This is a genomic window from Paragemmobacter ruber (assembly GCF_009908315.1).
Taxonomy (GTDB): Bacteria; Pseudomonadota; Alphaproteobacteria; order Rhodobacterales; family Rhodobacteraceae; genus Paragemmobacter; species Paragemmobacter ruber.
On sequence record NZ_JAAATW010000003.1, the window covers coordinates 507,275 to 529,711 of the forward strand.

At 65.9% G+C, this 22,437-nt stretch carries 25 protein-coding genes; 13 read left to right on the forward strand and 12 right to left on the reverse strand.

Features of this window, described 5'->3' with window-relative positions; translation table 11 throughout:
• Nucleotides 1-12 precede the first annotated feature (12 nt).
• Nucleotides 13-1,263, reverse strand: coding sequence for a Zn-dependent hydrolase (locus tag GU920_RS14680; protein ID WP_161767822.1), 1,251 nt, complete (start codon nt 1,261-1,263; stop codon nt 13-15).
• Between the two features lie 138 nt (nt 1,264-1,401).
• Between GU920_RS14680 and GU920_RS14685 the strand changes: the two genes are divergently transcribed.
• A complete protein-coding gene (locus GU920_RS14685) occupies nt 1,402-2,049 on the forward strand; it encodes a TetR/AcrR family transcriptional regulator (RefSeq protein ID WP_161767823.1) in 648 nt (215 codons plus the stop codon).
• A 113-nt stretch (nt 2,050-2,162) separates the two neighbouring features.
• Nucleotides 2,163-2,618, forward strand: a complete 456-nt coding sequence (locus tag GU920_RS14690; RefSeq protein ID WP_161767824.1) for a heme-degrading domain-containing protein — start codon at nt 2,163-2,165, stop codon at nt 2,616-2,618.
• A 293-nt stretch (nt 2,619-2,911) separates the two neighbouring features.
• Here the strand turns inward: GU920_RS14690 and GU920_RS14695 are convergent, their stop codons facing one another.
• A complete protein-coding gene (locus GU920_RS14695; protein WP_161767825.1) occupies nt 2,912-3,196 on the reverse strand; it encodes a cupin domain-containing protein in 285 nt (94 codons plus the stop codon).
• Nucleotides 3,197-3,294: 98 nt separating this feature from the next.
• On the opposite strand from GU920_RS14695, the gene GU920_RS14700 reads away from it, so the two are divergent.
• Nucleotides 3,295-3,900, forward strand: coding sequence for a TetR family transcriptional regulator C-terminal domain-containing protein (locus GU920_RS14700; protein ID WP_161767826.1), 606 nt, complete (start codon nt 3,295-3,297; stop codon nt 3,898-3,900).
• 81 nt (nt 3,901-3,981) lie between these two features.
• Here the strand turns inward: GU920_RS14700 and GU920_RS14705 are convergent, their stop codons facing one another.
• Complete coding sequence (locus GU920_RS14705) at nt 3,982-4,986, reverse strand: LLM class flavin-dependent oxidoreductase (protein WP_161767827.1); 1,005 nt, start codon at nt 4,984-4,986, stop codon at nt 3,982-3,984.
• Between the two features lie 94 nt (nt 4,987-5,080).
• Here GU920_RS14705 and GU920_RS14710 point away from each other — a divergent pair, with 94 nt between their 5' ends.
• Nucleotides 5,081-5,299: a hypothetical protein gene (locus GU920_RS14710; RefSeq protein ID WP_235933311.1), complete on the forward strand. Its 219-nt coding sequence runs from the start codon at nt 5,081-5,083 to the stop codon at nt 5,297-5,299.
• Nucleotides 5,300-5,451: 152 nt separating this feature from the next.
• Here GU920_RS14710 and preA read toward each other — a convergent pair whose 3' ends face one another.
• The 3 genes from preA to GU920_RS14725 all read right to left on the reverse strand — a co-directional run bounded on the left by preA (nt 5,452) and on the right by GU920_RS14725 (nt 8,778).
• On the reverse strand, nt 5,452-6,753 hold the full coding sequence (gene preA, locus GU920_RS14715) for an NAD-dependent dihydropyrimidine dehydrogenase subunit PreA (protein ID WP_161767829.1): 1,302 nt from the start codon (nt 6,751-6,753) through the stop codon (nt 5,452-5,454).
• A 75-nt stretch (nt 6,754-6,828) separates the two neighbouring features.
• Nucleotides 6,829-7,365: a DedA family protein gene (locus GU920_RS14720; RefSeq protein ID WP_161767830.1), complete on the reverse strand. Its 537-nt coding sequence runs from the start codon at nt 7,363-7,365 to the stop codon at nt 6,829-6,831.
• A gap of 69 nt (nt 7,366-7,434) precedes the next feature.
• Nucleotides 7,435-8,778, reverse strand: coding sequence for an NAD(P)-dependent oxidoreductase (locus GU920_RS14725; RefSeq protein ID WP_161767831.1), 1,344 nt, complete (start codon nt 8,776-8,778; stop codon nt 7,435-7,437).
• A 291-nt stretch (nt 8,779-9,069) separates the two neighbouring features.
• Here GU920_RS14725 and accB point away from each other — a divergent pair, with 291 nt between their 5' ends.
• From accB to aat, 3 genes are read left to right on the forward strand one after another with little or no spacing between them, the layout of a single operon-like run.
• Nucleotides 9,070-9,564: an acetyl-CoA carboxylase biotin carboxyl carrier protein gene (accB, locus tag GU920_RS14730; protein ID WP_161767832.1), complete on the forward strand. Its 495-nt coding sequence runs from the start codon at nt 9,070-9,072 to the stop codon at nt 9,562-9,564.
• A gap of 10 nt (nt 9,565-9,574) precedes the next feature.
• Nucleotides 9,575-10,924 (forward strand): acetyl-CoA carboxylase biotin carboxylase subunit, encoded by a 1,350-nt coding sequence (gene accC / locus GU920_RS14735; RefSeq protein WP_161767833.1) that lies wholly within the window; start codon nt 9,575-9,577, stop codon nt 10,922-10,924.
• A 40-nt stretch (nt 10,925-10,964) separates the two neighbouring features.
• On the forward strand, nt 10,965-11,615 hold the full coding sequence (gene aat / locus GU920_RS14740) for a leucyl/phenylalanyl-tRNA--protein transferase (protein WP_161767834.1): 651 nt from the start codon (nt 10,965-10,967) through the stop codon (nt 11,613-11,615).
• Here aat and GU920_RS14745 read toward each other — a convergent pair.
• Genes GU920_RS14745 through GU920_RS14755 form a run of 3 tightly spaced genes read right to left on the reverse strand, consistent with a single transcriptional unit; the run spans nt 11,558 to nt 12,824 of the window.
• Entirely contained in the window at nt 11,558-11,971 is a 414-nt protein-coding gene (locus GU920_RS14745; RefSeq protein ID WP_394351567.1) for a DUF2155 domain-containing protein, read from the reverse strand. The two genes, aat and GU920_RS14745, sit on opposite strands and share 58 nt — an antisense overlap.
• Nucleotides 11,968-12,450: an outer membrane lipid asymmetry maintenance protein MlaD gene (gene mlaD / locus GU920_RS14750; RefSeq protein ID WP_161768107.1), complete on the reverse strand. Its 483-nt coding sequence runs from the start codon at nt 12,448-12,450 to the stop codon at nt 11,968-11,970. Before mlaD ends, GU920_RS14745 begins: the two co-directional genes overlap by 4 nt.
• Nucleotides 12,450-12,824, reverse strand: a complete 375-nt coding sequence (locus GU920_RS14755) for an NADH:ubiquinone oxidoreductase subunit NDUFA12 (RefSeq protein ID WP_161767835.1) — start codon at nt 12,822-12,824, stop codon at nt 12,450-12,452. Before GU920_RS14755 ends, mlaD begins: the two co-directional genes overlap by 1 nt.
• A gap of 163 nt (nt 12,825-12,987) precedes the next feature.
• On the opposite strand from GU920_RS14755, the gene GU920_RS14760 reads away from it, so the two are divergent.
• Nucleotides 12,988-13,956 carry a DNA cytosine methyltransferase gene (locus GU920_RS14760; protein WP_235933312.1) on the forward strand — a complete coding sequence of 323 codons (969 nt, stop codon included), beginning with the start codon at nt 12,988-12,990 and terminating at the stop codon, nt 13,954-13,956.
• Between the two features lie 64 nt (nt 13,957-14,020).
• Nucleotides 14,021-14,536 carry an HNH endonuclease gene (locus tag GU920_RS14765; protein ID WP_161767837.1) on the forward strand — a complete coding sequence of 172 codons (516 nt, stop codon included), beginning with the start codon at nt 14,021-14,023 and terminating at the stop codon, nt 14,534-14,536.
• A 50-nt stretch (nt 14,537-14,586) separates the two neighbouring features.
• On the opposite strand, the gene clpX is transcribed toward GU920_RS14765, so the two are convergent.
• Nucleotides 14,587-15,855 (reverse strand): ATP-dependent Clp protease ATP-binding subunit ClpX, encoded by a 1,269-nt coding sequence (gene clpX / locus GU920_RS14770; RefSeq protein WP_161767838.1) that lies wholly within the window; start codon nt 15,853-15,855, stop codon nt 14,587-14,589.
• Between the two features lie 121 nt (nt 15,856-15,976).
• A complete protein-coding gene (locus tag GU920_RS14775; RefSeq protein WP_161767839.1) occupies nt 15,977-16,609 on the reverse strand; it encodes an ATP-dependent Clp protease proteolytic subunit in 633 nt (210 codons plus the stop codon).
• 239 nt (nt 16,610-16,848) lie between these two features.
• On the opposite strand from GU920_RS14775, the gene GU920_RS14780 reads away from it, so the two are divergent.
• The gene (locus GU920_RS14780; RefSeq protein WP_161767840.1) at nt 16,849-18,030 is read left to right on the forward strand and encodes an FAD-binding domain-containing protein; all 1,182 of its coding nucleotides are present in this window, start codon (nt 16,849-16,851) and stop codon (nt 18,028-18,030) included.
• A gap of 119 nt (nt 18,031-18,149) precedes the next feature.
• Here GU920_RS14780 and GU920_RS14785 read toward each other — a convergent pair whose 3' ends face one another.
• Entirely contained in the window at nt 18,150-18,767 is a 618-nt protein-coding gene (locus GU920_RS14785) for a CDP-alcohol phosphatidyltransferase family protein (protein ID WP_161767841.1), read from the reverse strand.
• A gap of 93 nt (nt 18,768-18,860) precedes the next feature.
• Here GU920_RS14785 and GU920_RS14790 point away from each other — a divergent pair, with 93 nt between their 5' ends.
• Genes GU920_RS14790 through GU920_RS14800 form a run of 3 tightly spaced genes read left to right on the forward strand, consistent with a single transcriptional unit; the run spans nt 18,861 to nt 22,401 of the window.
• Nucleotides 18,861-20,072 carry an ABC transporter substrate-binding protein gene (locus GU920_RS14790; protein ID WP_161767842.1) on the forward strand — a complete coding sequence of 404 codons (1,212 nt, stop codon included), beginning with the start codon at nt 18,861-18,863 and terminating at the stop codon, nt 20,070-20,072.
• 56 nt (nt 20,073-20,128) lie between these two features.
• Nucleotides 20,129-21,751, forward strand: coding sequence for an ABC transporter permease (locus GU920_RS14795; RefSeq protein WP_161768109.1), 1,623 nt, complete (start codon nt 20,129-20,131; stop codon nt 21,749-21,751).
• Complete coding sequence (locus GU920_RS14800; RefSeq protein ID WP_161767843.1) at nt 21,748-22,401, forward strand: ATP-binding cassette domain-containing protein; 654 nt, start codon at nt 21,748-21,750, stop codon at nt 22,399-22,401. The genes GU920_RS14795 and GU920_RS14800 overlap by 4 nt, the downstream gene beginning before the upstream one ends.
• The last annotated feature ends 36 nt before the right edge of the window (nt 22,402-22,437 follow it).

A 22,437-nucleotide genomic window follows, 5' to 3' on the forward strand; every position in this document is an offset into this window, starting at 1 on the left:
AGGCGCGAGTACTCACGCCACCACCTCCGCCACCTCAAGCGCCGCATGCAGCAAAACATCCGTCCCCGCCGCCGCCCATTCCGGGGAAATCGCCTCCGCCTCATTATGCGAAAGCCCGTCCACGCAGGGACACATGATCATCACCGTCGGCGCCACGCGGTTGATCCAGCAGGCGTCATGCCCCGCGCCCGACACGATATCCATGTGGCTATAGCCCAACCGCTCCGCCGCGCCCCGCACCACCTCCACCAGACCGGGGTCAAAGGTGACGGGGTCGAAATGCCCCACATCCTCGATCTCGCAGCCCAGACCCAACTCCTTCGCCACCGCATGGGCCGCGCGGATCACTTCCGCCTTCATCGCATCCAGCTTGCCCTGTTCCGGGCTGCGGATATCCACCGTGAAGACGACCGTCCCCGGAATCACGTTGCGCGAATTCGGGAACACCTTCACCTGCCCCACCGCGCCCACCGCGTTCGGCTGATGGCTCATCGCGATCTGATGCACCCGCTCGGTGATCCGCGCCATGCCCAGGCCCGCATTCACCCGCATGTTCATGGGCGTCGATCCCGTATGCGCATCCTTTCCCGTCAGCGTGATCTCCAACCACCACAGGCCCTGCCCATGGGTCACCACGCCGATCGTCTTCCCTTCGGCCTCAAGGATCGGCCCCTGCTCGATATGCAGCTCCAGCATCGCATGCATCTTCCGCGCGCCGACCTTCTCGTCGCCGACCCAGCCGATCCGCGCCAGCTCCTCGCCAAAGACCTTGCCCTCAAGGTCGCGGCGGCCCTTCGCATATTCCTCCGTATGGATCCCCGCAAACACGCCCGAGGCCAGCATCGCCGGCGCGAACCGCGCCCCTTCCTCATTCGTCCAGTTCGTCACCACGATGGGGCGCCGCGTCCGCACCCCCATGTCGTTCATCGTCCGCACCACCTCCAGCGCGCCCAGAACACCCAGCACGCCGTCGTATTTCCCGCCCGTCGGCTGCGTATCCAGATGGCTGCCCATATAGACGGGCAGCGCGTCCGGGTCCGTCCCCGCCCGTGTGGCGAACATGTTGCCCATGGTGTCCACCCCCATGGTCATCCCCGCCGCCTCGCACCAGCGTTTGAACAGATGCCGCCCCTCGCTGTCGGCATCGGTCAGCGTCTGGCGGTTGCAGCCCCCGGCCACGCCCGGCCCGATCAGGGCCATCTCCTCAAGGCTGTCCCAAAGCCGCGCGGAATTGATCCGCAGGTTCTCCCCGGGTGCTGGCATAAGCTTGCTCTCCCTGTGCGCTGCGGGCGTCTTCCGGCCCGCTCACCCACGTCGTTGATCGACTCGCATCCTGACCGTATGGTCAATACGAAGGCGACCACAACCTGACCATACGGTCAACGAAAAACACGAGGCCGAATGCCCGACACTGCCCGCATTTCACGCATCCGTTCCGGCCGCCGCACAGATATCCGGCAACAGAACGAACGCCTCATCCTCGAAGCGGCGGAACGCGTCTTTGCCGAGGCGGGCTTCGGCGGCGCGACCATGCAGCTGATCGCCGACATGGCCGGTCTGCCCAAGGCCAACCTGCATTACTACTTCCCCACGAAAGAGGCGCTCTATCGCCGCGTGGTGCAGAACATCTTCGAAATCTGGCTCGATGCCGCCTCCTCCTTCGATGGGGCGGCTGGCCCGGTGGAAGGCATCGGCGCCTATGTGCGGGCGAAGATGGACATCTCCCGCCGCCATCCGCACGGATCCAAGGTCTGGGCGGCAGAGGTGATGCACGGCGCGCCGGTCATTCAGGATTACCTCGAAACCACCCTGCGCGCCTGGACCGAAGGGCGCATGGCCGTGATCCAGCGCTGGATCGACGAAGGCAAGATGGCCCCCATCGACCCGCGCCATCTGCTCTACATGCTCTGGGCCACCACGCAGCATTATGCCGATTTCGGGCACCAGATCGAAACGCTGAACGCAGGCGAGGCGCTCTCTGACCGGCAATGGCGCGAGGCAACCGAAAGCGTGACGCAGATCATCCTGCGCGGCATCGGCGCCATCTGACGGCGGCCCGCAGACCCACGCCCCCGGCCCCAGTCCCGGCCAAGACACAGCCCAGCCCCCATCCCCGCCACCCCATCCCGTCTGCCATGACGGATGCAGACAGGAGACACCGCATGACCCTCGAAGAGCTCGAAGCCGAAGCCGCCCGGCTGATCCTCTCCGAATTCACCGAAGAGACGGCCCTCCGCCTTGGCCTCACGCTGATGAACATGTCCAAGCTCGACCGCCTGCCGGTGGTGATCAACATCCGCACCAATGACCGCACCCTCTTCCATCTTGCCATGCCGGGCTCGGCCCCGGTCAATGACCGCTGGGTGCGGCGCAAGTCGAACACCGCGCTGCATTTCCACCTCGCCTCGCTCCATGTCGGCCGCAACATGGAGGCCAAGGGCGAAACGCTGGCCAAGCACGGCCTGTCGGATGCCGAGTTTGCCGTGCAGGGCGGTGCCGTGCCGCTCTGCGTGGCAGGCGCCGGTCTGGTGGCCTGCGCCACGATCTCGGGCCTTCCGCAGCTTGAAGATCACCGCCTCGTCGTGCGCGGGATCGAAACACTGCTCCCGGGCCGCTAGGGCAGGCGCGCAAGGGGAAGCGGTGCCATGGGCAGGGGCGCAAAACTCGGGCCTGCGGCACCCTTCAAAATGCCGGTCCCTGCCCTATCTTTGCGTCACGGACACAACAGACAACGAGGGAAGCCATGAAATTCAAGGGATTGACCCGCTCACTCGCCATCATCACCGGGATGCTGGTGGGTGTGCCTTATCTGATGATCCTCGCCGTCGAATGACGGCCCTGGCATGGGGGGCCACGCCCCCCGCGCCGCCATCCGCCCCACCGCCATCCGCAGCACTGGCCCCCCAGCGCCCTACAGAATCTCCACCTCGACAAAGCGCATGTCGGCCGTCCCGGCATTGATGACATTGTGCTCGACGCCCGCCGCGCGCCGATAGGCCGTGCCCGCCGGAACCAGCACCCGCCGCCGCGCGCCCCCCGGCTCTTCCAGTTCCATGTCGCAATCGGTCAGGGCGGTGATCACATAATCCGCCTCATGCCGATGCCACCCCGTCTCGGCCCCCGGCGCAAAATCAAAGCGCGTCACCCGCACCCGGGCATCCTCCACCAACACTGTCGCCTGACACGCGATCCGCATCCTGTCCCCCACCCTTGCCGTTACCGCTTTGCATCCGGCGCAGAATTCCGCCAAGGTCGCCAAAGCGGCCGCCCCGCGCAAGAACAAAGTCCCGACCGATGACCAGACCTCGAACCCGCATCCAGCAGAAGAATTCGGAAACCATTCTGGAAGCCGCGCTTGAGGTGTTCTCCACCTACGGCTTCCGGGGCGCGACGCTCGACCAGATCGCCGATGTGGCGGGCCTGTCCAAACCCAACCTTCTCTACTATTTCCCGTCGAAAGAGGCGATGCATCAGGCCCTGCTGACGCGCCTTCTCGACACCTGGCTCGATCCCTTGCGCGAATTGGATGAAGCCGGGGATCCCGTCACCGAAATCCTGGCCTATGTGCGCCGCAAGATCGAACTCAGCCGCGACTATCCCCGCGAAAGCCGCCTCTTCGCCAACGAGATCCTGCAAGGCGCCCCACGGATGCAGGCCGCCATCGAAGGCGATCTGAAGCGGCTGGTGGACGAGAAATCCGTCATCCTGTCGCGCTGGATGGATCAGGGCCGCATCGCCCGCCTGCCCCCCCAGCACCTGATCTTCTCAATCTGGGCGCTGACGCAGCATTACGCCGATTTCGACAGTCAGGTCCGCGCCGTGCTCGGCCCCGGCCACGATCCCTTTGCCGAGGCGGGCGACTATCTCGACACGCTGTTTCGCAAGCTGCTCGCCCCCTGAAGCGCAGCCAAGAAATCATCTTGGCCCAAATACCCAAGACGGCACCGCATCAAGGCAAACCACGGCCTGTGAAAGCGCGTGTCAGGCCGCCCGCGCCTTGTCCACCAACCCCGCCAGAACCCCCGCCGCGATCTCGAAGGACCGCAGCCGCGCCACGGGATCGTGGATCATGCCGGTGACCATCACCTCGTCCGGCTGATAGCGGTCCAACAACGCGCGCAACTGCCGCGCCACTGTCCCCTCCGCCCCGACCGCCGAACATCCCAGCGCCATCTCGACCTCTGCCCGCATCCCTGCGGGGATCTCGGACAGATCCTCCACCGGGCGGGGCAGCGGCCCCGGCCGCCCCATCCGCAGCCGGGAAAAGGCCAGGATCTGCGACGACCGCAGGAACTGCGCCTCGGCATCCGTCCCCGCCGCACAGACACCCACGCCCATCATCGCATAAGGCGCCTGCAACCATTGCGACGGCCGGAACGTCCGGCGATACACCTCAAGCGCTTCGTCCAGCATCTGCGGCGCGAAATGCGACGCAAAGGCATAGGGCAGCCCCAGCCACGCCGCCAGTTGCGCCCCGTAAAGGCTCGATCCCAGAATCCAGACAGGCACCTTGGTGCCGACCCCCGGAATCGCCCGCACCCGCGCCTCCGGATGATCCTCATCGAGGTAGGAGATCAGCTCCGTCACATCCTGCGGAAAGGTATCGCTCTGCTCCATGTGCCGCCGCAAGGCCCGCGCCGTGGCCATATCCGTACCCGGCGCCCGCCCCAGCCCAAGGTCGATCCGCCCCGGAAACAGCGTGGCCAGCGTGCCGAACTGTTCGGCAATCACCAAGGGCGCATGGTTGGGCAGCATGATCCCGCCTGCCCCCACCCGGATGCGCGACGTCCCCGCCGCGACTTGCCCGATGACCACCGCCGTGGCGGCCGAGGCGACACCGGCCATGTTGTGATGCTCGGCCAGCCAAAAGCGGTGATAGCCCCATCTTTCAGCATGACGGGCAAGATCAAGGGTGCCCGCCAAGGCGTCAGCGACCGTGGCGCCCTCTGGCACCGGCGACAGGTCAAGGATCGAGAAATGCTGCATAGGATAAGGATAGGCATCGCAGAAGGTGGGGACAATGCCGGATTAACCCGTCCTTAACGCGATTCGCGCAACGCTCTCCGCCATGGCACAAGACATGACCGTTTCCCGCCGCCCATCATGGGCAGACAGCCTCTTTGCCGCCAAAGCGGTGGCCAAGGGTGGCGTGATCCGCCGCGCCATCCGCGATGTCGCGCGCGACATCGGTCGCGCTGCGTTTGAACTGGAGGTGCGGCGCCGCGGCTATCACCTGATCGAGTGTGACACGCAGTACATCGTGATCTGCAACGCGGGCCGCATCAACGTCATCTGCTGAACGGGCGCGCAAGAGGCGGAAAGTTTTTCAAAAAACTTTCCGCCCTCGCCACACCAAAATTTTCCATTGGAAAATTTTGGTCCTCCGCCCCGAAAATCTTTCAGGAAAAATTTTCGGATCCGGGGTTCGCGCGAAGGCCTGTCCGGGACAGGCTACTCCGCTGCCTTGGACATCGGGTTGTTGGGATGGCTCGTCCAGTTGGCGTAATCCGCCACGACACGGCCCGTACGCGGATCGGTCGCCCCTTTTGGCATTTCCACCATGGTGATGCAGTTCTCCACCGGGCAGACATTGACGCACAGGTTGCAGGCCACGCATTCATCGTCCTTCACGGTGAAGACGCGTCCGGGCCCCATGTCGATGGCCTGATGGCTGGTATCCTCGCAGGCCGCATAGCAGCGTCCGCATTTGATGCAGGCGTCCTGGTCAATATGCGCCTTGGTGACGTAGTTCAGGTTCAGATACTGCCAGTCCGTCACATTCGGCACTGCCCGCCCGATGATCTCGTCAACCGAGGCGAAGCCCTTCTCGTCCATGTATTGCGACAGGCCCGAGATCATCTCCTGCACGATCTTGAACCCGTAGGTCATGGCGGCCGTGCAGACCTGCACGTTCGATGCCCCCAGCGCCATGAACTCCACCGCATCGCGCCATGTGGTCACGCCACCGATGCCCGAGATGGGCAGACCCCGCGTCTCGGGCGACCGCGCAATCTCGGCCACCATGTTCAGCGCGATGGGCTTCACCGCAGGCCCGCAATAGCCGCCATGGGTGCCTTTCCCGTCGATCATCGGTTCAGGCGAAAAGCTGTCGATATTGACCGACGTGATCGAATTGATCGTGTTGATCAGCGACACCGCATCCGCACCGCCGCGCTTGGCGGCCTCGGCCGGGCGGCGGATATCGGTGATGTTGGGCGTCAGTTTCACGATGCAGGGAAGTTTGGAATACATCTTCACCCATTCGGTGACCATCTGGATGTATTCCGGCACCTGCCCCACGGCCGAACCCATGCCGCGTTCGGCCATGCCGTGCGGGCAGCCGAAGTTCAACTCCACGCCATCCGCCCCGGTATCCTCGATCCGGTGCAGGATGTCCTTCCAGCTTTCCTCGTCGCAGGGCACCATCAGGCTGATGATCATGGCGCGATCGGGGTAGTCCTTCTTCACGCGCCGGATCTCATCAAGGTTGGTCTGCAAGGGCCGGTCGGTGATCAGTTCGATATTGTTCAACCCCAGCAGCCGCCGGTCTGCCCCCCAGATCGCGCCATAGCGCGGCCCGCTCACGTTGACGACGGGCGGCCCCTCGCTGCCCAGCGTCTTCCACACCACGCCGCCCCAGCCCGCCTCGAAGGCGCGGCGGACATTGTATTCCTTGTCCGTGGGCGGGGCCGAGGCCAGCCAGAACGGGTTGGGCGAGCGAATCCCCAGAAAATTGGACGTCAGGTCAGCCATCAAAGCCTCCATGTTGGCGCGCGGGACCGTCGCCCGAAGGCGCGCCCGTCGTTTTGCTATGTGTGAAGGAAGGGGTCAGAACCCCAGCAGGTTCCAGATCCAGCCGACGATGATCCCGCCGACCTCGCCGAATTTCGGGATGACATAAGCCCAGGCCAGCGCCGCGGCCACGTTCACCCCGCAAAACAGCGGAAAGTTCATCCGCGTCATGCCTGCGAACAGAAAGATCACCGGGCGCAAGGGGCCGAAGAAATGGCCCACGATCACCGCGCCGATCCCCCATTTGCGAAAGGCGTCGCTCGCCTGTTCCACCAGATCGGGATGGTCCCGCAGCGGCCACATCCCGATGATGCGCCCGCCATAGCGCCGCCCCAGCCAGTAGCTGAAGGTCGAACCGATCACCGCTCCCAGCGCGGCCCCCGCCCAGATCGGGAAGAAGGGCAGCGCCCCGGTCGCGACCGTGGCGCCCACGCCCACCAGAATGGCCGTGGATGGCACCGCGATGGACAGAAAGGCCGTCGTCTCGGCCGCTGCAAACACCAAGGCCAGCCAGAACGACCATTCCTGATGCCGTTCGATGAAGGCGATTACCGCCTCGGTCCACGATTCCATGCGGCGCCTCCTGCAACGGCACCGCATGTGGGGCCTTTCCGCGCCCCGGTAAAGGGGGGCGGGCGAAAATCATGCCCGCGCCGCCATCAGCGTGGCATGGATGTCCTCAGCCGCATCGCGCCCCTCGGCCACGGCTGTCACGGTCAGGTCATCGCCCCCCGCCGCGCAATCGCCCCCGGCCCAGACGCCCGCCACCGAGGTCCGCCCCGCGCCCGACACGGCGATCTTGCCCCCTGAAACGGTCAGCCCCTCGGGTGCGCCGGTCAGCGTTTGGCCGATCGCCTTGAACACCTGATCCGCGCGCAGCCGGAACGTCTCGCCCGTGGGCTTCAACCCGTCCGGGCCGTCGGCCATATAGGCAAACTCCACCTCCACCCCGGCGCCTGCGGGATGCACCGCCACCGGGGCCGCGTTGCAGATGATCCGCACGCCGGCGCTGGTGGCATGCTCCTGCTCATAGCCGCTCGCGCTCATGCGGTCCTGCCCACGGCGATAGACGATGCTCACCGTCTCGGCCCCCAGAAGCCGCGACTGCACCGCCGCATCCACCGCCGTCATGCCGCCGCCGATCACCACCACATCGCGCCCGACGGGCAGCGCGGCCTTGTCCTTGGCCTGACGCAGCTCTGCGATAAAATCCACCGCATCGCGCACCTGCGCCAGATCCTCGCCCGGTGCGCGCAGCGCGTTAACGCCCGCCAGCCCCATGCCCAGAAACACCGCGTCATGGCCCGCCTGCAATTCGGCCAGCGAAACCTCGCGCCCCAGCGCCATCCCGGTCTTCACCGTGATTCCGCCGATCCGCAGCAGCCAATCCACCTCGGCCTGCGCGAAATCGCCCACGGCCTTGTATTGCGCGATCCCGTATTCGTTCAGGCCGCCCGCCTTGGGCCGCGCGTCATAGATCACCACGTCATGGCCCTTCATGGCCAGCCGGTGCGCACAGGCCAGCCCCGCCGGCCCCGCCCCTACGACCGCCACCTTCCGCCCCGTTGCCGCCGCCCGTGCAAAGGGATGCACCCCCTTCTCCATCAGCGTATCGGTGGCAAAGCGCTGCAGCCGCCCGATCTCCACCGGCTTGCCCTCGGCCACCTCGCGCACGCAGACCTCTTCGCACAGCGTCTCGGTCGGGCAGACGCGGGCGCACATGCCGCCCAGGATGTTCTGCGAAAGGATCGTCCGCGCCGCCGCCTCCGGCGTGCCGGTGGCGATCTGGCGGATGAAAAGCGGGATGTCGATGCTGGTGGGACAGGCCGTCATGCAGGGCGCGTCATGGCAGAAATAGCAGCGATCCGCCGCCACCCGCGCCTCATGCGCGGCAAGGGGTGGTTCGTGATCGCTGAAATTCCGGGCAAGCACGTCGGCTGGCAGACGCCCCGGCACCACGCCGGGCGTAAGCGGGCTGTTGGACAAGGCCGTTTCTCCCTGTTTGCTGTTCTTGTTCCCGAAACGCTGCCATGGGTTCCTTTTTTTATCAAACGGTAAAATTCATGCGATCCAAGATTTTTCGCCCCTCCCCGACCCAAGCCGCTTTGGATGCCCGAAAATCAGGCGTTCCCGCCCCGCAGATCGCCGCTTTTCACCCCCGGCATCGTGGCGTATAAGCACCCAGCACAACATACCGCATCTGGCGCGGCCCCTCTGGCCACCCCAGATGAACAGGCAGAAACAACACGGGCGCAACGTCGCCAGCAGAGGACCGGCATGAGCAAGCACACTTCCGAAGCCGATGTCGCCTTCATTCAGGCGCTCGCGGAACTTCTGAACAAGAACGAACTGACGGAACTGTCGGTCAAGCGCGAATATGGCGAAGATGACAGCCTCGAGGTGCGCGTGGTCAAGCAGGCCAATGTCGTGACCGTGGCCGCCGCCGCGCCCGCCTATGCCGCCGCGCCCGCCGCTGCCGTGGCCGCCCCGGCCGCCGCTGCCGCAGCGCCCGCAGCGCCGGAAGACCCGGCCCAGCATCCGGGCGCGGTCACCTCGCCCATGGTGGGCACCTGCTACCTCGCCTCCGAACCCGGCGCCGCCCCCTTCGTGACCATCGGCGCGACCGTGGCCGAAGGCCAGACCGTCCTCATCATCGAAGCGATGAAGACGATGAACCAGATCCCCGCCCCCCGCGCAGGCACCGTCAAGCGCATCCTCGTCGAAGACGGCACGCCGGTCGAATACGGCGCGCCCCTCCTGATCATCGAATAAGGGAAAGCCCATGTTCGAAAAGATCCTGATCGCCAACCGGGGCGAAATCGCGCTGCGCGTCATCCGCGCCGCCCGGGAAATGGGGATCAAGTCGGTCGCCGTGCACTCCACCGCCGATTCCGACGCGATGCATGTTCGCATGGCCGACGAATCCGTCTGTATCGGCCCGGCCTCCTCCACCGCCTCCTACCTCAACAAGGCCGCCATCATCTCGGCCTGCGAGATCACGGGCGCGCAGGCGGTGCATCCCGGCTATGGCTTCCTGTCCGAGAACGCCGCCTTCGCGCAGGCGCTGGAAGACCACGGCATCACCTTCATCGGCCCCTCCGCGGAACATATCCGCATCATGGGCGACAAGATCACCGCCAAGGAAACGGCCAAGGAACTGGGCATCCCGGTCGTCCCCGGCTCTGATGGCGGCGTGCCGGATTTCGACACCGCCCGCGGTGTGGCCGAAGGCATCGGCTACCCCGTCATCATCAAGGCCACCGCCGGCGGCGGCGGTCGCGGGATGAAGGTGGCCAGGAACGCCGAAGAGCTGGAGGTCGCCTTCCGCACCGCGCGGAGCGAGGCCAAGGCCGCCTTCGGCAATGACGAAGTCTATATCGAGAAATACCTCCAGAAGCCCCGCCATATCGAAATTCAGGTCTTCGGCGATGGCAAGGGCCGCGCGGTGCATCTTGGCGAACGCGATTGCTCGCTCCAGCGCCGCCACCAGAAAGTGTTCGAAGAGGCGCCGGGTCCCGCCATCACCCCCAAGATGCGGTCCGAGATCGGCAAGATCTGCGCCGAAGCTGTGGCCAAGATCAATTACATCGGCGCCGGCACGATCGAATTCCTCTACGAGGACGGCAAGTTCTACTTCATCGAGATGAACACCCGCCTGCAGGTCGAACACCCGGTGACCGAGGCCATTTTCGGTGTCGATCTGGTGCGCGAACAGATCCGCGTGGCGGCAGGCCTACCCATGTCCTTCACCCAGGAGGATCTGGAAATCAACGGCCACGCCATCGAGGTGCGCATCAACGCCGAGAAACTGCCGAACTTCGCCCCCTGCCCCGGCAAGGTGCGCGTCTTCCACGCGCCGGGCGGCCTTGGCGTGCGGATGGATTCGGCGCTCTATGGCGGCTATTCCATCCCGCCCTATTACGACAGCCTGATCGGCAAGCTGATCGTCCACGGCCGCGACCGCCCCGAGGCGCTGGCGCGCCTCAAGCGCGCGCTGGGGGAATTGATCATCGACGGGATCGACACCTCGGTGCCGCTCTTCCACATGCTGCTGGCCGAGCCCGACATCCAGAACGGGGATTACAACATCCACTGGCTGGAAAAATGGCTGGCCGCGCAATTCGCGGAATGATCTGTAGGATGGGCAGAATTGCCCATCCTACGCCCATGCCATGATCGCCAATGCCCTGACCCCGGATATCCTGCTGCGCGCCTATGCGGCGGGTATCTTCCCCATGGCCGAAAGCCGGGACGATCCGCAGATCCACTGGGTCGATCCCCGCCGCCGGGGCATCCTGCCGCTGGATGGCTTCCACATCTCGCGCTCGCTCCGCCGCCGCATCCTGCGCAGCGATTGGCGCGTCAGCGCCGACACCGCCTTCGCGCAGACTGTGCAGGCCTGCGCCGCGCGGGATGAGACATGGATCAACGCCACGATCTATGACACCTACCTCGCCCTCCACCGCATGGGCTTTGCCCATTCTCTTGAGATATGGGATGGCGACACCCTCATCGGTGGCGTCTATGGCGTCACCCTCGGCCGCGCCTTCTTCGGCGAAAGCATGTTCTCCCGCCGCACCGATGCGTCAAAGCTCGCGCTGGCCTACACCGTTCACCGCCTGCGCGCCGGAGGCTTCACCCTGTTTGACACCCAATTCCTGACCGCCCACCTCGCCACGCTGGGCGGGATCGAAATCTCGCGCGGCGATTACCACCGCCGCCTCGGCGCGGCGCTCGAAGGCCGCGCGCAGTTCCACCCCGACAATTACTCGCCCGCGCCCTCGGACGTGGCCGGATCGGCGGGGGCGGCCGCCTCGGGATAGGCGCAGCGCAGCACCCAGACGTCATAGCGCGGATGATCCAGCGCCGACAGCGCCGGCGAAGACGCCACCATCCACCCTTCAAACACGGGCGCCTCCACCCCCGCATCGCGGATCGTCAGATGCGCCTGCGCGTCCGAGGCCGGGTTATCCGCCGGATAGCGGCAGGCATCCAGCCGGATCGACAGCCGCCCCGACACCGCCTCCTGCCCCAGCACCAGTTCGATATCCGCCGTCTCGCCCGTCAGCTTGTCAAGCCAGCGCAGGATGCCCGCATCGCTGTCCGTAAAGCCCTGCGCCCCGGCAGACCCTGCCCACAGGACCATCAGCAGCACCGCCCCGACCGCGCGGATCCTCATTCGACCGCCGCCCCGTCCTCCGGCGCCGCCGCCTCATCCCCGCCGCCCGCGAATTTCATCATCAGCGAGATCACGGACACCGCGCCCTGCGTATCCTCGATCTCCGCCCCGGGCGTCAGGTTGTCCAAGGCCCCACCCGGCACCAGTTCCACGAAATTCCCGCCCAGCAGCCCTTCCGACGAAATCAGCGCCGCCGAATCCTCCGGCAGCAGCACATTGCCCTGTACCGACAGACGCGCATCGGCAAAGAAGGTCTGCGGGTTCAACGCCAGCCCCGTCACGGTGCCGACCTTCACCCCCGCCAGCCGCACATCGGTGCCCACGCGCACCCCTTCGACCGACCGGAACGAGGCTACAAGCTCATAGCTGTCCCCCGCGGCGGTCGTGGCCCCGGTCTCCCGCCCGGCATAGACAAGAAAGCCGATCGCCGCCGCCAGAACCGCTGCCCCGGCCAGAATTTCTGTCCGATTTTCCGCCATCACTCGGGCTGCCACGCCTCATAGTCCCGCCGCGCCACCGGCTCGGGCCGGCGGATGGATCCGGGCGGCGCATAGGCGGCCTCGGTCCCGGTCAGGTTCTCCTGATGCGGCTTCTCCCACGCCTTGTGCTTCAAGGGCGCCTTCGTCGGCGGCTGGTCCCAGGTGTGGTGCAGCCAGCCATGCCAATCGGGGGCCACACGGCTCGCCTCTGCCTCGCCGTTGAAGATCACCCAGCGGCGCTTGCCGTCGCGCGTCTCGTAATAGACATTGCCCTGATCGTCCTCACCCACCTTCACGCCCTTGCGCGAGGTGTAAAGCTGCGTGCCCAGCGTCTGGCCGTTCCACCATGTGACAAGCCGCTTGAGGAAATCCATCGTAACCCTCCGGGAACCCTTTGCGTTCCATATGGCCGAAGCCCGCGCAAAGGTCCAGCGCCAAGCCGCCGCGCCCAGCGGAAAGTGACTGTCTCTGCTTAACCTCATGTTCACTTTTCCCTTCGACCGTATATTGTGTATCTGAAATCAGGAGCGGCTATTGATGGATTCCGTTGAACTCTGTGCGGGCGCTGGCGGTCAAGCTCTCGGGCTTGAACTGGCCGGTTTTTCGCATCGCGCAGCTGTCGAGATTGACGAGGCCTGTCAAGCAACACTTAGACACAATCGCCCACACTGGAATGTACAAAGCGGAATTCAGGCCGACGTCACTCAGTTTGATGCCGCTGCATACAAGGGGATAGACCTTCTTGCGGGTGGCTTGCCCTGCCCTCCTTTTTCGGTGGCCGGTCACCAGCTTGGCGAAAAGGATGAACGAAACCTGTTTCCCCATGCAATCAGGATCATAGACGAGTGCAAACCGAAAGCCGTAATGATTGAGAACGTCAGGGGGTTCCTTGATCCCGTCTTCTCCGACTATCGAGAATTCCTACGGCATCAGTTTTCGAGGCTCGGCTATCACGTGGATTGGCGGCTGTTCAACGCTTCGGACTTTGGCGTTTCTCAACTGCGTCCGAGGGTCGTCATTGTAGCAGTCCGCAACACTCTCAAAGACCGTTTCACTTGGCCGAAAAGGCATGAGACCCCTCCTCAAGACGTCGGTTCGCTTTTGCGCGATCTCATGGCCGCTGATGGATGGCAAGGTGCGGATGCATGGGCAAGACACGCCAAGGGAATTGCTCCAACCCTCGTTGGCGGTTCCAAGAAGCATGGCGGCCCCGACCTAGGGCCTACCCGCGCACGGAAGGCGTGGGAATTGCTCGGCGTCGACGGGAAAGGCGTTGTTGACTGTCCACCTTCTCCCGATTTCTCTGGGATGCCTCGTCTAACGGTTCGGATGGCCGCGCGCATTCAGGGCTTCCCTGACGATTGGCATTTCGTCGGTCGCAAGACGGCAGCCTACAGACAAGTGGGCAATGCCTTTCCACCTCCCGTCGCAAAAGCGGTCGGACACAGCCTCTCCCTCGCACTCGGTGCGGGTCACGCTGATGAAAAATGGGTGGTGAATGGTTAGGGCTTCCAGCGGTGGCGCGAGAGCGCGGTTGCGCCAGCATTTCTTGGCAAATCTCGGCCGCGTGATGGACACGGAAGAGTTGCGTGACGTCGCTGGTGGAATCTCGGAATGGGCACGACGCGTTCGGGAATTAAGGACCGAGGAAGGCTACCAGATCCTTACGCATAACGACCGAAGTGATCTGAAACCGGGACAATATCTGCTGCTTACACCTAAGCCGGAGCCCGCCTTCGAAAGGGCGATCTCGAAAGAAACGCGCGCCTTCGTTCTTGATCGCAATGGGTTCACCTGCCAGATGTGCGGTGCCGTGGCAGGTGAGCCTCACCCCTACGATGACACGCGCAAAACCCGGTTACACATCGGGCATGTTATCGACAAATCCATGGGTGGTTCGGACGACCCGGCCAATCTGCGGGCGATCTGCTCCGTCTGCAACGAAGGCGCCGCCAACTTGACAGCTGACCGTCCGAGCTCACAGAAACTTTTGGCGCAAGTGCGGCGCGCCACCGCCACGGATCAGCGCGAGGTTCTGCGTTGGCTGTTGCGCAAATTCCCGCAAGAGCTTGACTCCAAAAGATAAAAAAGAGCGGCCAAGTCTTGGCCGCCCCCCTGCTGGAACCGATTAAATCATCACCCCGCCGTGGCAGGTTCCTTCTTCTTGGCATCGGTGTAGACAAGCATCGGCTTCGCCTCGGCGGCATTGACCGCCTCTTCGTTCACCACGACCTCGGCCACGCCATCCATGCCCGGCAGTTCGAACATGGTATCCAGAAGGATATCCTCCATGATCGACCGCAGCCCCCGCGCGCCGGTCTTGCGCTTGATCGCGCGCTTGGCGATGGCCGACAGGGCATCCGGCGTGAAAGTCAGCTTCACCCCTTCGATTTCGAACAGGCGCTGATACTGCTTGACCAGCGCATTCTTCGGCTCGGTCAGGATGGTGACCAGCGCCGCCTCGTCCAGATCGTTCAGCGTGGCGATCACCGGCAGACGGCCCACGAATTCCGGGATCAGCCCGAATTTCAACAGGTCCTCCGGCTCCAGCTCCTTGAACAACTCGCCCACGCCGCGCGCGTCCGGGTCTTTCACATCGGCGCCAAAGCCGATGCCCGATCCCTTGTTGCGCTGCGCGATGATCTTCTCCAGCCCGGCAAAGGCGCCGCCGCAGATGAACAGAATGTTCGTCGTGTCCACCTGCAGGAATTCCTGCTGCGGATGCTTGCGCCCACCCTGCGGGGGCACGCTCGCCACGGTGCCTTCCATGATCTTGAGCAGCGCCTGCTGCACGCCTTCGCCGCTCACATCGCGGGTGATCGACGGATTGTCCGACTTGCGGGTGATCTTGTCCACCTCGTCGATATAGACGATCCCGCGCTGCGCGCGTTCGACGTTGTACTCGGACGCCTGCAACAGCTTCAGGATGATGTTCTCCACATCCTCGCCAACGTAACCCGCTTCCGTCAGCGTCGTCGCATCCGCCATGGTGAACGGCACATCAAGGATGCGCGCCAGCGTCTGCGCCAGCAGCGTCTTGCCGCAACCCGTGGGTCCGATCAGCAGGATGTTCGACTTCGACAGTTCGATATCCGTCTTCGACGAATTGTTCAGCCGCTTGTAATGGTTGTGCACCGCAACCGACAGCACCCGCTTGGCATGGATCTGCCCGATCACATAATCATCCAGCACCTTGCAGATCTCGCGCGGGGTCGGCACCCCTTCGCTGGATTTCAGCCCGGTCGTCTTGGTCTCTTCCCGGATGATATCCATGCACAGCTCGACACATTCGTCGCAGATGAACACGGTCGGCCCGGCAATCAGCTTGCGCACCTCATGCTGGCTCTTGCCGCAGAACGAACAGTAAAGCGTGTTCTTGCTGTCGCTGCCGGAGTTATTCGCCATTCGGTCGTCCTTTGCCAGAACCCGGCCCCGCGACCGGTCGTAATCGGGAAGTCTAGGCCAAGGCCCGCGCCCCCACAATGCCAAAAAGCCCCCGCCCGGCCCGCCCGGCGGGGGCGCACTCTCACTTCGACGTGTCGTCCGCCTTGCCGCGGCTTTCCACGATCTCGTCGATCAGGCCCCAGGCCTTTGCATCCTCGGCCGACATGAAGTTGTCCCGCTCCAGCGCCGCCTCGACGGTGTCGTAATCATTGCCGGTATGCTTTACATAGATCTCGTTCAGCCGACGCTTCAGCTTTTCGGTCTCGCGCGCATGGATCATGATATCCGTGGCCTGCCCCTGATAGCCGCCGCTCGGCTGGTGCACCATCACGCGGCTGTTGGGCAGCGAGAAACGCATCCCCTTCTCCCCCGCCGTCAGCAGAAGCGACCCCATGGATGCCGCCTGCCCGATCACCAGCGTGGAAACCTTGGGCTTGATGTATTGCATCGTGTCATAGATCGACAGACCGCTCGTCACCACGCCGCCGGGGCTGTTGATATACATGCTGATCTCCTTGGACGGGTTCTCCGCCTCAAGGAACAGAAGCTGCGCGCAGATCAGGCTCGACATGCCGTCATGCACCGGGCCGGACAGGAAGATGATCCGCTCCTTCAACATGCGCGAGAAGATGTCATAGGCCCGCTCGCCCCGGCTCGTCTGTTCGACGACCATGGGAACGAGGGTATTCATGTAGTGGTCGACGGGATCGCGCATTTCGGCCTGCCTTTGTGTCTCACATGATCTAAACGACGGACTGTTGCCAGAGTCTTAGTTGCGTGGACGGGGGGCTGCAAGGGCACCCGGTCCGAATGGCGCAAAGCGACCGCCCGATGTCGCGGGCAACGCGGGCCTGACGCACCCCGCCCCCACCCGACCGCCCCTCCTTTCGGCCTCCTGCGGCGGCCCGCCGCGCCGCCTTGCGGATCGCGCTTTCACGCCTAGCTTGCCCGCCCATGACACAGCTTCCCCTCCCCCTCCCTGCCACCCGTGCCGCCGCCACCGCACGCCTTGCCGCCTTCCTGCCCCGCGCCGGCGCCTCCTACGCCGCCCGCCGGAACGAGGATCTGCCGGGCCATCCTTACGTCTCGGGCCTCTCGCCCTATATCCGCCACCGCCTCGTGACCGAGGCAGAGGTGCTCGATGCCACGCTGCGCGCCCATCCCCAGGGCGCCGACAAGTTTCTGGCCGAGGTGTGGTGGCGCACCTACTGGAAGGGCTGGCTCGAACGCCGCCCCGCCATCTGGTCCGCCTACCGGCAAGGCCTGACCGAGGCGCTCAACCGCGTGCAGACCGAGGCAGGCCTGCGCGCGCAGTGGGAGGCCGCCTGCAAGGGCGACACGGGCATCGACGGCTTTGATCACTGGGCGCGCGAACTGGCGGCGACCGGCTATCTCCACAACCACGCCCGGATGTGGTTCGCCTCGATCTGGATCTTCACCCTGCGCCTGCCTTGGGAGTTGGGTGCCGATTTCTTCCTGCGCCACCTGATCGACGGCGACCCTGCCTCGAACACGCTGTCCTGGCGCTGGGTGGGCGGGCTGCACACACCCGGCAAGACCTATGCCGCCACGCCCGACAACATCGCCAAGAACACCAACGGCCGCTTCCGCCCCACGGGCCTTGCCCGCGACTGCCGCCCACTGTCCATGGCCCCGCACCCCGCCCCGCGCCCGGTGCCGGATGGCGATGCGCTGCATCCGGGCGCGGCAACCGCGCTTCTCCTGCATGAGGATGACCTCGCCGGCGATGGCTTCCCCGGCCTGCCCGCCGCGACCCCGCTCCTCTTCCTTGTCACCACCGCGCGCCGCTCGCCGCTCGCGGTCAACCCGCTCGTGACAGGCTTCGTCGATGCAGCGCTCACCGATACGGCGGCGCGGCTGGGCCAGCCCGACGCCCCCCGCTTCACCGAAGGCGATCTCGACGCGCTGGCCGATCACCTCGCCGCGCAGGGCATCCGCCAACTGGCCACGCCCTATGCGCCGATCGGCCCCACCGCCGCCGCGCTCCAGCGCCTCGCCCCGCTGCTAGATGCGCGGGGCATCCGCCTCGCCCGCCTCCTGCGCGATCATGACGCGCAGGCCTGGCCCTACGCGACGCATGGCTTCTTCCGCTTTCGCGAAGGCGTGATGGCCTGATCCAACGGCCCCGGGAGGGCGCGGCATCCCACCGCCACACCCTTACCAACGTCAAAAGACACCGTGCGCTGCGTGCATACATTTTGCTGCACGCCTGTCTGCATACGCTCCTGCACGCCTCACGACAGCCGCCGAAACGTCCGCACCGCCAGCCAGACCCGCGCCCCCGCCGTCACGAAACACAAGGCGCCGAATACCCATGCGAGGGGCGCAAACCACCCCGGCACAAGGCACAGGATCACGAAAAACCCGATCGTCTCCGTCCCTTCCAGCAGGCCCGCGGTGAAGTACAGCGACTTCTCCCCCCGCTCCCGCGTCGCCATCCCGCGCTTCTCGGCCAGCACGGCATAGCCCAGAAAGGTGGTGCCATTCACATAGAACGAGGCCAGCAGAAATGCCCCCGCCACCGCGTTCACGCCCGGATCGCGCAGCACGAAAGCCATTGGAATCGCAGCGTAAAAGACAAAATCGCACACGATGTCCAGATAGCCGCCGAAATCGGTCTTGCCGCGCGCCCGCGCCACCGCCCCATCCAGCCCATCCGCCACCCGGCTGGCCAGCAAAGGCATCAGCGCCACCCAGCCCGCCCCCCCCAGCGCGATCACCCCCGCCGCCACCAGCCCCAGCGCCAGCCCCGCCAGCGTCACCCCATCCGCCGTCACGCCCCGCGCCGCCAGCCGCAGCCCCGCCGCATCCAGCCCCGGATCCATCCACCGCCGCATCCAGCCATCCAGCACGCCATCACCTTCCCGTTGTCATCCTGAAAAACTGTTGCCACCCGCCCCACGCCCTAGCTATCCCGTCAAAGCCGCACCCCACAAGGACAAGCCATGCACCGCCGCAGCGCCCTCAAACTGATTGCCAGCCTTCCCGCCTTCGCCGGGCTTTCCACAAAAGCCCTTGCTTCGGAATGGGATGGCATCCTGTCCCAGGCGCGCGGCCAAACCGTCTACTGGCACGCCTGGGGCGGCGATCCCAAGATCAACGACTTCATCGCGTGGATCGGCGCGACGGCCTCTGAACGCTACGGGGTCACGCTGGAACATGTGAAACTCGCCTCCACCGCCGATGCCGTGGCCCGCGTGCTGGCCGAACAGCAGGCCGGGCAGACAACGGGCGGCGCGGTCGATCTCATCTGGATCAACGGCGAGAACTTCGCCGCGATGAAGGCGCAGGGCCTGCTGTTTGGCCCCTTCACCGAAACCCTGCCCAACTGGCCCCTTGTCGATACCACCGGCAAACCGGCCACGGTGACGGATTTCACCCTGCCCACCGAAGGTTTCGAATCCCCCTGGGCCATGGCGCAACTGGTGTTCGAATATGACAGCGCGCGCCTGTCCCAGCCGCCGCAAACCCTTGCTGCGCTTGCAGATTGGGCCGCCGCGAACCCCGGCCGCTTAACCTATCCCCAGCCGCCCGATTATCTTGGCACCACCTTCCTCAAACAGGTGCTCTACGGCGTGATGGACGACCCCGCCCTTCTGCAATCCCCGGTGGACGAGCCGCGCTATGACGCGCAGGTGGCCCCCCTCTGGGCCTTCCTCGACCGCCTCCACCCCAATCTCTGGCGCGCGGCACAGGCCTTCCCGCAGAACGAACCCGCGCTTGGCCAACTGCTCGCGGATGGCGAGATCGACATCGCCTTTGCCTTCAACCCCGGCCGCGCCAGCGCCGAAATCGCTGCCGGAAACCTGCCCGACAGCGTGCGTACCTTCGTGCTGGAAGGCGGCACCATCGGCAACGCCTCCTTTGTTGCGATCCCCTTCAACGCCGCCCATCAGGCGGGCGCGCTTGTCATCGCCAACCTGATCCTCGACCCCGAGGTACAGGTGCGGGCGCAGGATCCGGCCATCCTCGGCTTCCAGACCGTGCTCGACCTCGCCCGCCTCTCGCCCGAAGACCGCGCACGGTTCGAGGCGCTGGAACTCGGCGTGGCCACCCTGTCGCCCGCCGAACTCGGCCCCGTGCTGCTGGAGCCCCACGCCTCGTGGATGACCCGCATCGCGCAGGACTGGACCGCGCGCTACGGGGTTGCCCAGTGACCGACGCGGCGGCGCCGGGCTGGCTTCGGCTGGTCCCGCCCCTGACACTGGCGCTGATGGCGCTGCCGGTTGCGGCAGGGCTGGCGGGAACCGCGCTTCCCGCCTTTCGCGACGGGGCCGCCGCCTTTGCGACGCTGGCCGCGTGGCCCGGCCTGCCCCGCGGCGCGCTCCTGTCGCTCGGCACCGGGATCGCCGCCACGCTGCTGTCGCTGACCCTCACGCTCCTGATCCTTGCCGCCTTTGCCGGCACCCCGACCTTTGCCCGCATCCGGCGGCTGATCGCGCCGCTCCTGTCGGTTCCCCATGCCGCGGCGGCCCTCGGCCTTGCCTTCCTGATCGCGCCGTCAGGCTGGATCGCCCGCGCCCTTTCGCCGTGGGCCACCGGCTGGCAGGCCCCGCCCGACCTGCTGATCCTGAATGATCCATGGGGGGTGTCGCTGACGCTGGGCCTTGTGGCCAAGGAATTGCCCTTCCTCCTGCTCATGGCGCTGGCCGCCCTGCCACAGATCGACGCCGACCGCCGCCTCGCCACCGCCGCCACGCTGGGCTACGGGCGCATCGCGGGCTTTGCCTTCACCACCCTGCCCGCGCTTTACGCCCAGCTGCGCCTGCCCGTCTACGCGGTCCTCGCCTATGGCATGACGGTGGTGGACATGGCGATGATCCTCGGCCCGACCCTGCCCCCCACGCTTTCCACCCAGATCGTGCTCTGGATGGGCGAGGCCAGCCTTGGCCAGCGCGACACCGCCGCCGCCGCCGCCGTGCTGCAATTCGCCCTCGTCCTAGCGGCCATCGCCCTGTGGCGCCTTGCCGAGGTCGCAGGCCGCCGCCTGCTCATTTCCATCGCCGTCCGGGGCCACCGCCATTGCGCGCTCGACCGGCCCGCCGCAGGCGCCGCGCGGCTGGCCGCGGCGATCACGGGCGGCAGCCTGATCCTCGGGCTGGCGGGCCTTGCGCTCTGGTCGGTCGCGGGGCTGTGGCAGTTTCCCGATGCGCTGCCCGAAAACCTGTCCTTGCGCACCTGGGCGGGCGCGGCCCCGGTCCTGAGCGAAACCATGGCCCTCACCCTCGCCATCGCCGCCGCCGCCACGCTGGCCGCCCTCGCCCTCAGCCTCGGCTGTCTGGAGGCCGAGGCGCGCTTCAACCTCACCCCCACCCACCGCGCGCTCACGCTTCTCTACCTGCCGCTTCTCGTGCCGCAGGTGGCCTTCCTGCCGGGCCTGCAGGGGCTGGCCCTGGCGGCCGGGCTGGACGGGGATGCCCTCGCCGTGGCGGCCGCCCACCTGATCTTCGTGCTGCCTTACGTCTTTCTCTCGCTCGCCGGTCCCTTCCGCGCCTGGGACCGCCGCATCGCCATCAGTGCGGCCACCCTCGGCGCCTCGCCCGCTGCGATCTTCTGGCGCCTGCGCCTGCCCATGCTGCTGGCCCCCGTCCTGACCGCCAGCGCGGTGGGCATCGCTGTGTCCGTCGGGCAATACCTGCCCACGCTCCTGATCGGGGGCGGCCGCGTCGAAACCCTGACGACCGAGGCCGTCGCCCTGTCCTCGGGCGGCAACCGGCGCCTGATCGGCGCTTACGCCGTGCTGCAGATGGTGCTGCCCGCGCTCGGTTTCGGGCTGGCCCTGCTCATCCCCGGGCAAATCTGGCGGAACCGGCGCGACATGCGGGGGGTGGCATGAGCGGCACGCTGGACCTGCAAGATCTGCGCATCACCCTGGGCGACCGGCGGCTGGTTGACCTGTCGCTTGCCATTCCGGCGGGTGGCACGCTCACCATCATGGGGCCGTCGGGGGCAGGCAAATCCACCGCGCTTGCCGCGATCACGGGCACACTCGCGCCTGCTTTCCGCCTGTCCGGGCGCATCCTGCTGAACGGGCGCGACATCACGCATCTGCCCACCCGCGCGCGCAGCGTCGGGCTGATGTTTCAGGACCCGGTCCTGTTCCCGCATCTCTCGGTGGGCCAGAACCTCGCCTTCGGCCTGCCCGCCCATGTCTGCGGCCAGACGGCCCGCACCGCCCGGATCGCGGCCGCGCTCGCCTCGGCCGGACTGGACGGCTTCGCCAACCGCGATCCGGCAACGCTGTCGGGCGGGCAGAAGGCCCGCGTCGCCCTCCTGCGCACGCTGCTCGCCGAACCCTGCGCGCTTCTGTTGGATGAACCCTTCTCGCGGCTCGATACCGATCTGCGCGACCAGATCCGCCGCTTCGTCTTTGACCGCGCCGCAGCGGCGGGCATCCCCACGCTCCTTGTGACGCATGATGCCGATGACGCCCGCGCCGCGGGCGGCCCCGTCGTCGATCCGCTCGGCAAGCCGTTGCCGCTCTGACGCGTCCCGCTTCCCGCCCCCCGGTCCGGCAGGCTA

Excerpts from the sequence above, each read along its gene's own strand:
- GU920_RS14680 (WP_161767822.1), bottom strand. The coding sequence starts at position 1,263 with ATGCCAGCACCCGGGGAGAACCTGCGGATCAATTCCGCGCGGCTTTGG.
- GU920_RS14685 (WP_161767823.1), top strand. The coding sequence starts at position 1,402 with ATGCCCGACACTGCCCGCATTTCACGCATCCGTTCCGGCCGCCGCACA.
- GU920_RS14690 (WP_161767824.1), top strand. The coding sequence starts at position 2,163 with ATGACCCTCGAAGAGCTCGAAGCCGAAGCCGCCCGGCTGATCCTCTCC.
- GU920_RS14695 (WP_161767825.1), bottom strand. The coding sequence starts at position 3,196 with ATGCGGATCGCGTGTCAGGCGACAGTGTTGGTGGAGGATGCCCGGGTG.
- GU920_RS14700 (WP_161767826.1), top strand. The coding sequence starts at position 3,295 with ATGACCAGACCTCGAACCCGCATCCAGCAGAAGAATTCGGAAACCATT.
- GU920_RS14705 (WP_161767827.1), bottom strand. The coding sequence starts at position 4,986 with ATGCAGCATTTCTCGATCCTTGACCTGTCGCCGGTGCCAGAGGGCGCC.
- GU920_RS14710 (WP_235933311.1), top strand. The coding sequence starts at position 5,081 with ATGACCGTTTCCCGCCGCCCATCATGGGCAGACAGCCTCTTTGCCGCC.
- preA (WP_161767829.1), bottom strand. The coding sequence starts at position 6,753 with ATGGCTGACCTGACGTCCAATTTTCTGGGGATTCGCTCGCCCAACCCG.
- GU920_RS14720 (WP_161767830.1), bottom strand. The coding sequence starts at position 7,365 with ATGGAATCGTGGACCGAGGCGGTAATCGCCTTCATCGAACGGCATCAG.
- accB (WP_161767832.1), top strand. The coding sequence starts at position 9,070 with ATGAGCAAGCACACTTCCGAAGCCGATGTCGCCTTCATTCAGGCGCTC.
- accC (WP_161767833.1), top strand. The coding sequence starts at position 9,575 with ATGTTCGAAAAGATCCTGATCGCCAACCGGGGCGAAATCGCGCTGCGC.
- aat (WP_161767834.1), top strand. The coding sequence starts at position 10,965 with ATGATCGCCAATGCCCTGACCCCGGATATCCTGCTGCGCGCCTATGCG.
- GU920_RS14745 (WP_394351567.1), bottom strand. The coding sequence starts at position 11,971 with ATGAGGATCCGCGCGGTCGGGGCGGTGCTGCTGATGGTCCTGTGGGCA.
- mlaD (WP_161768107.1), bottom strand. The coding sequence starts at position 12,450 with ATGGCGGAAAATCGGACAGAAATTCTGGCCGGGGCAGCGGTTCTGGCG.
- GU920_RS14755 (WP_161767835.1), bottom strand. The coding sequence starts at position 12,824 with ATGGATTTCCTCAAGCGGCTTGTCACATGGTGGAACGGCCAGACGCTG.
- GU920_RS14760 (WP_235933312.1), top strand. The coding sequence starts at position 12,988 with ATGGATTCCGTTGAACTCTGTGCGGGCGCTGGCGGTCAAGCTCTCGGG.
- GU920_RS14765 (WP_161767837.1), top strand. The coding sequence starts at position 14,021 with ATGGACACGGAAGAGTTGCGTGACGTCGCTGGTGGAATCTCGGAATGG.
- clpX (WP_161767838.1), bottom strand. The coding sequence starts at position 15,855 with ATGGCGAATAACTCCGGCAGCGACAGCAAGAACACGCTTTACTGTTCG.
- GU920_RS14775 (WP_161767839.1), bottom strand. The coding sequence starts at position 16,609 with ATGCGCGATCCCGTCGACCACTACATGAATACCCTCGTTCCCATGGTC.
- GU920_RS14780 (WP_161767840.1), top strand. The coding sequence starts at position 16,849 with ATGACACAGCTTCCCCTCCCCCTCCCTGCCACCCGTGCCGCCGCCACC.
- GU920_RS14790 (WP_161767842.1), top strand. The coding sequence starts at position 18,861 with ATGCACCGCCGCAGCGCCCTCAAACTGATTGCCAGCCTTCCCGCCTTC.
- GU920_RS14795 (WP_161768109.1), top strand. The coding sequence starts at position 20,129 with ATGGCGCTGCCGGTTGCGGCAGGGCTGGCGGGAACCGCGCTTCCCGCC.
- GU920_RS14800 (WP_161767843.1), top strand. The coding sequence starts at position 21,748 with ATGAGCGGCACGCTGGACCTGCAAGATCTGCGCATCACCCTGGGCGAC.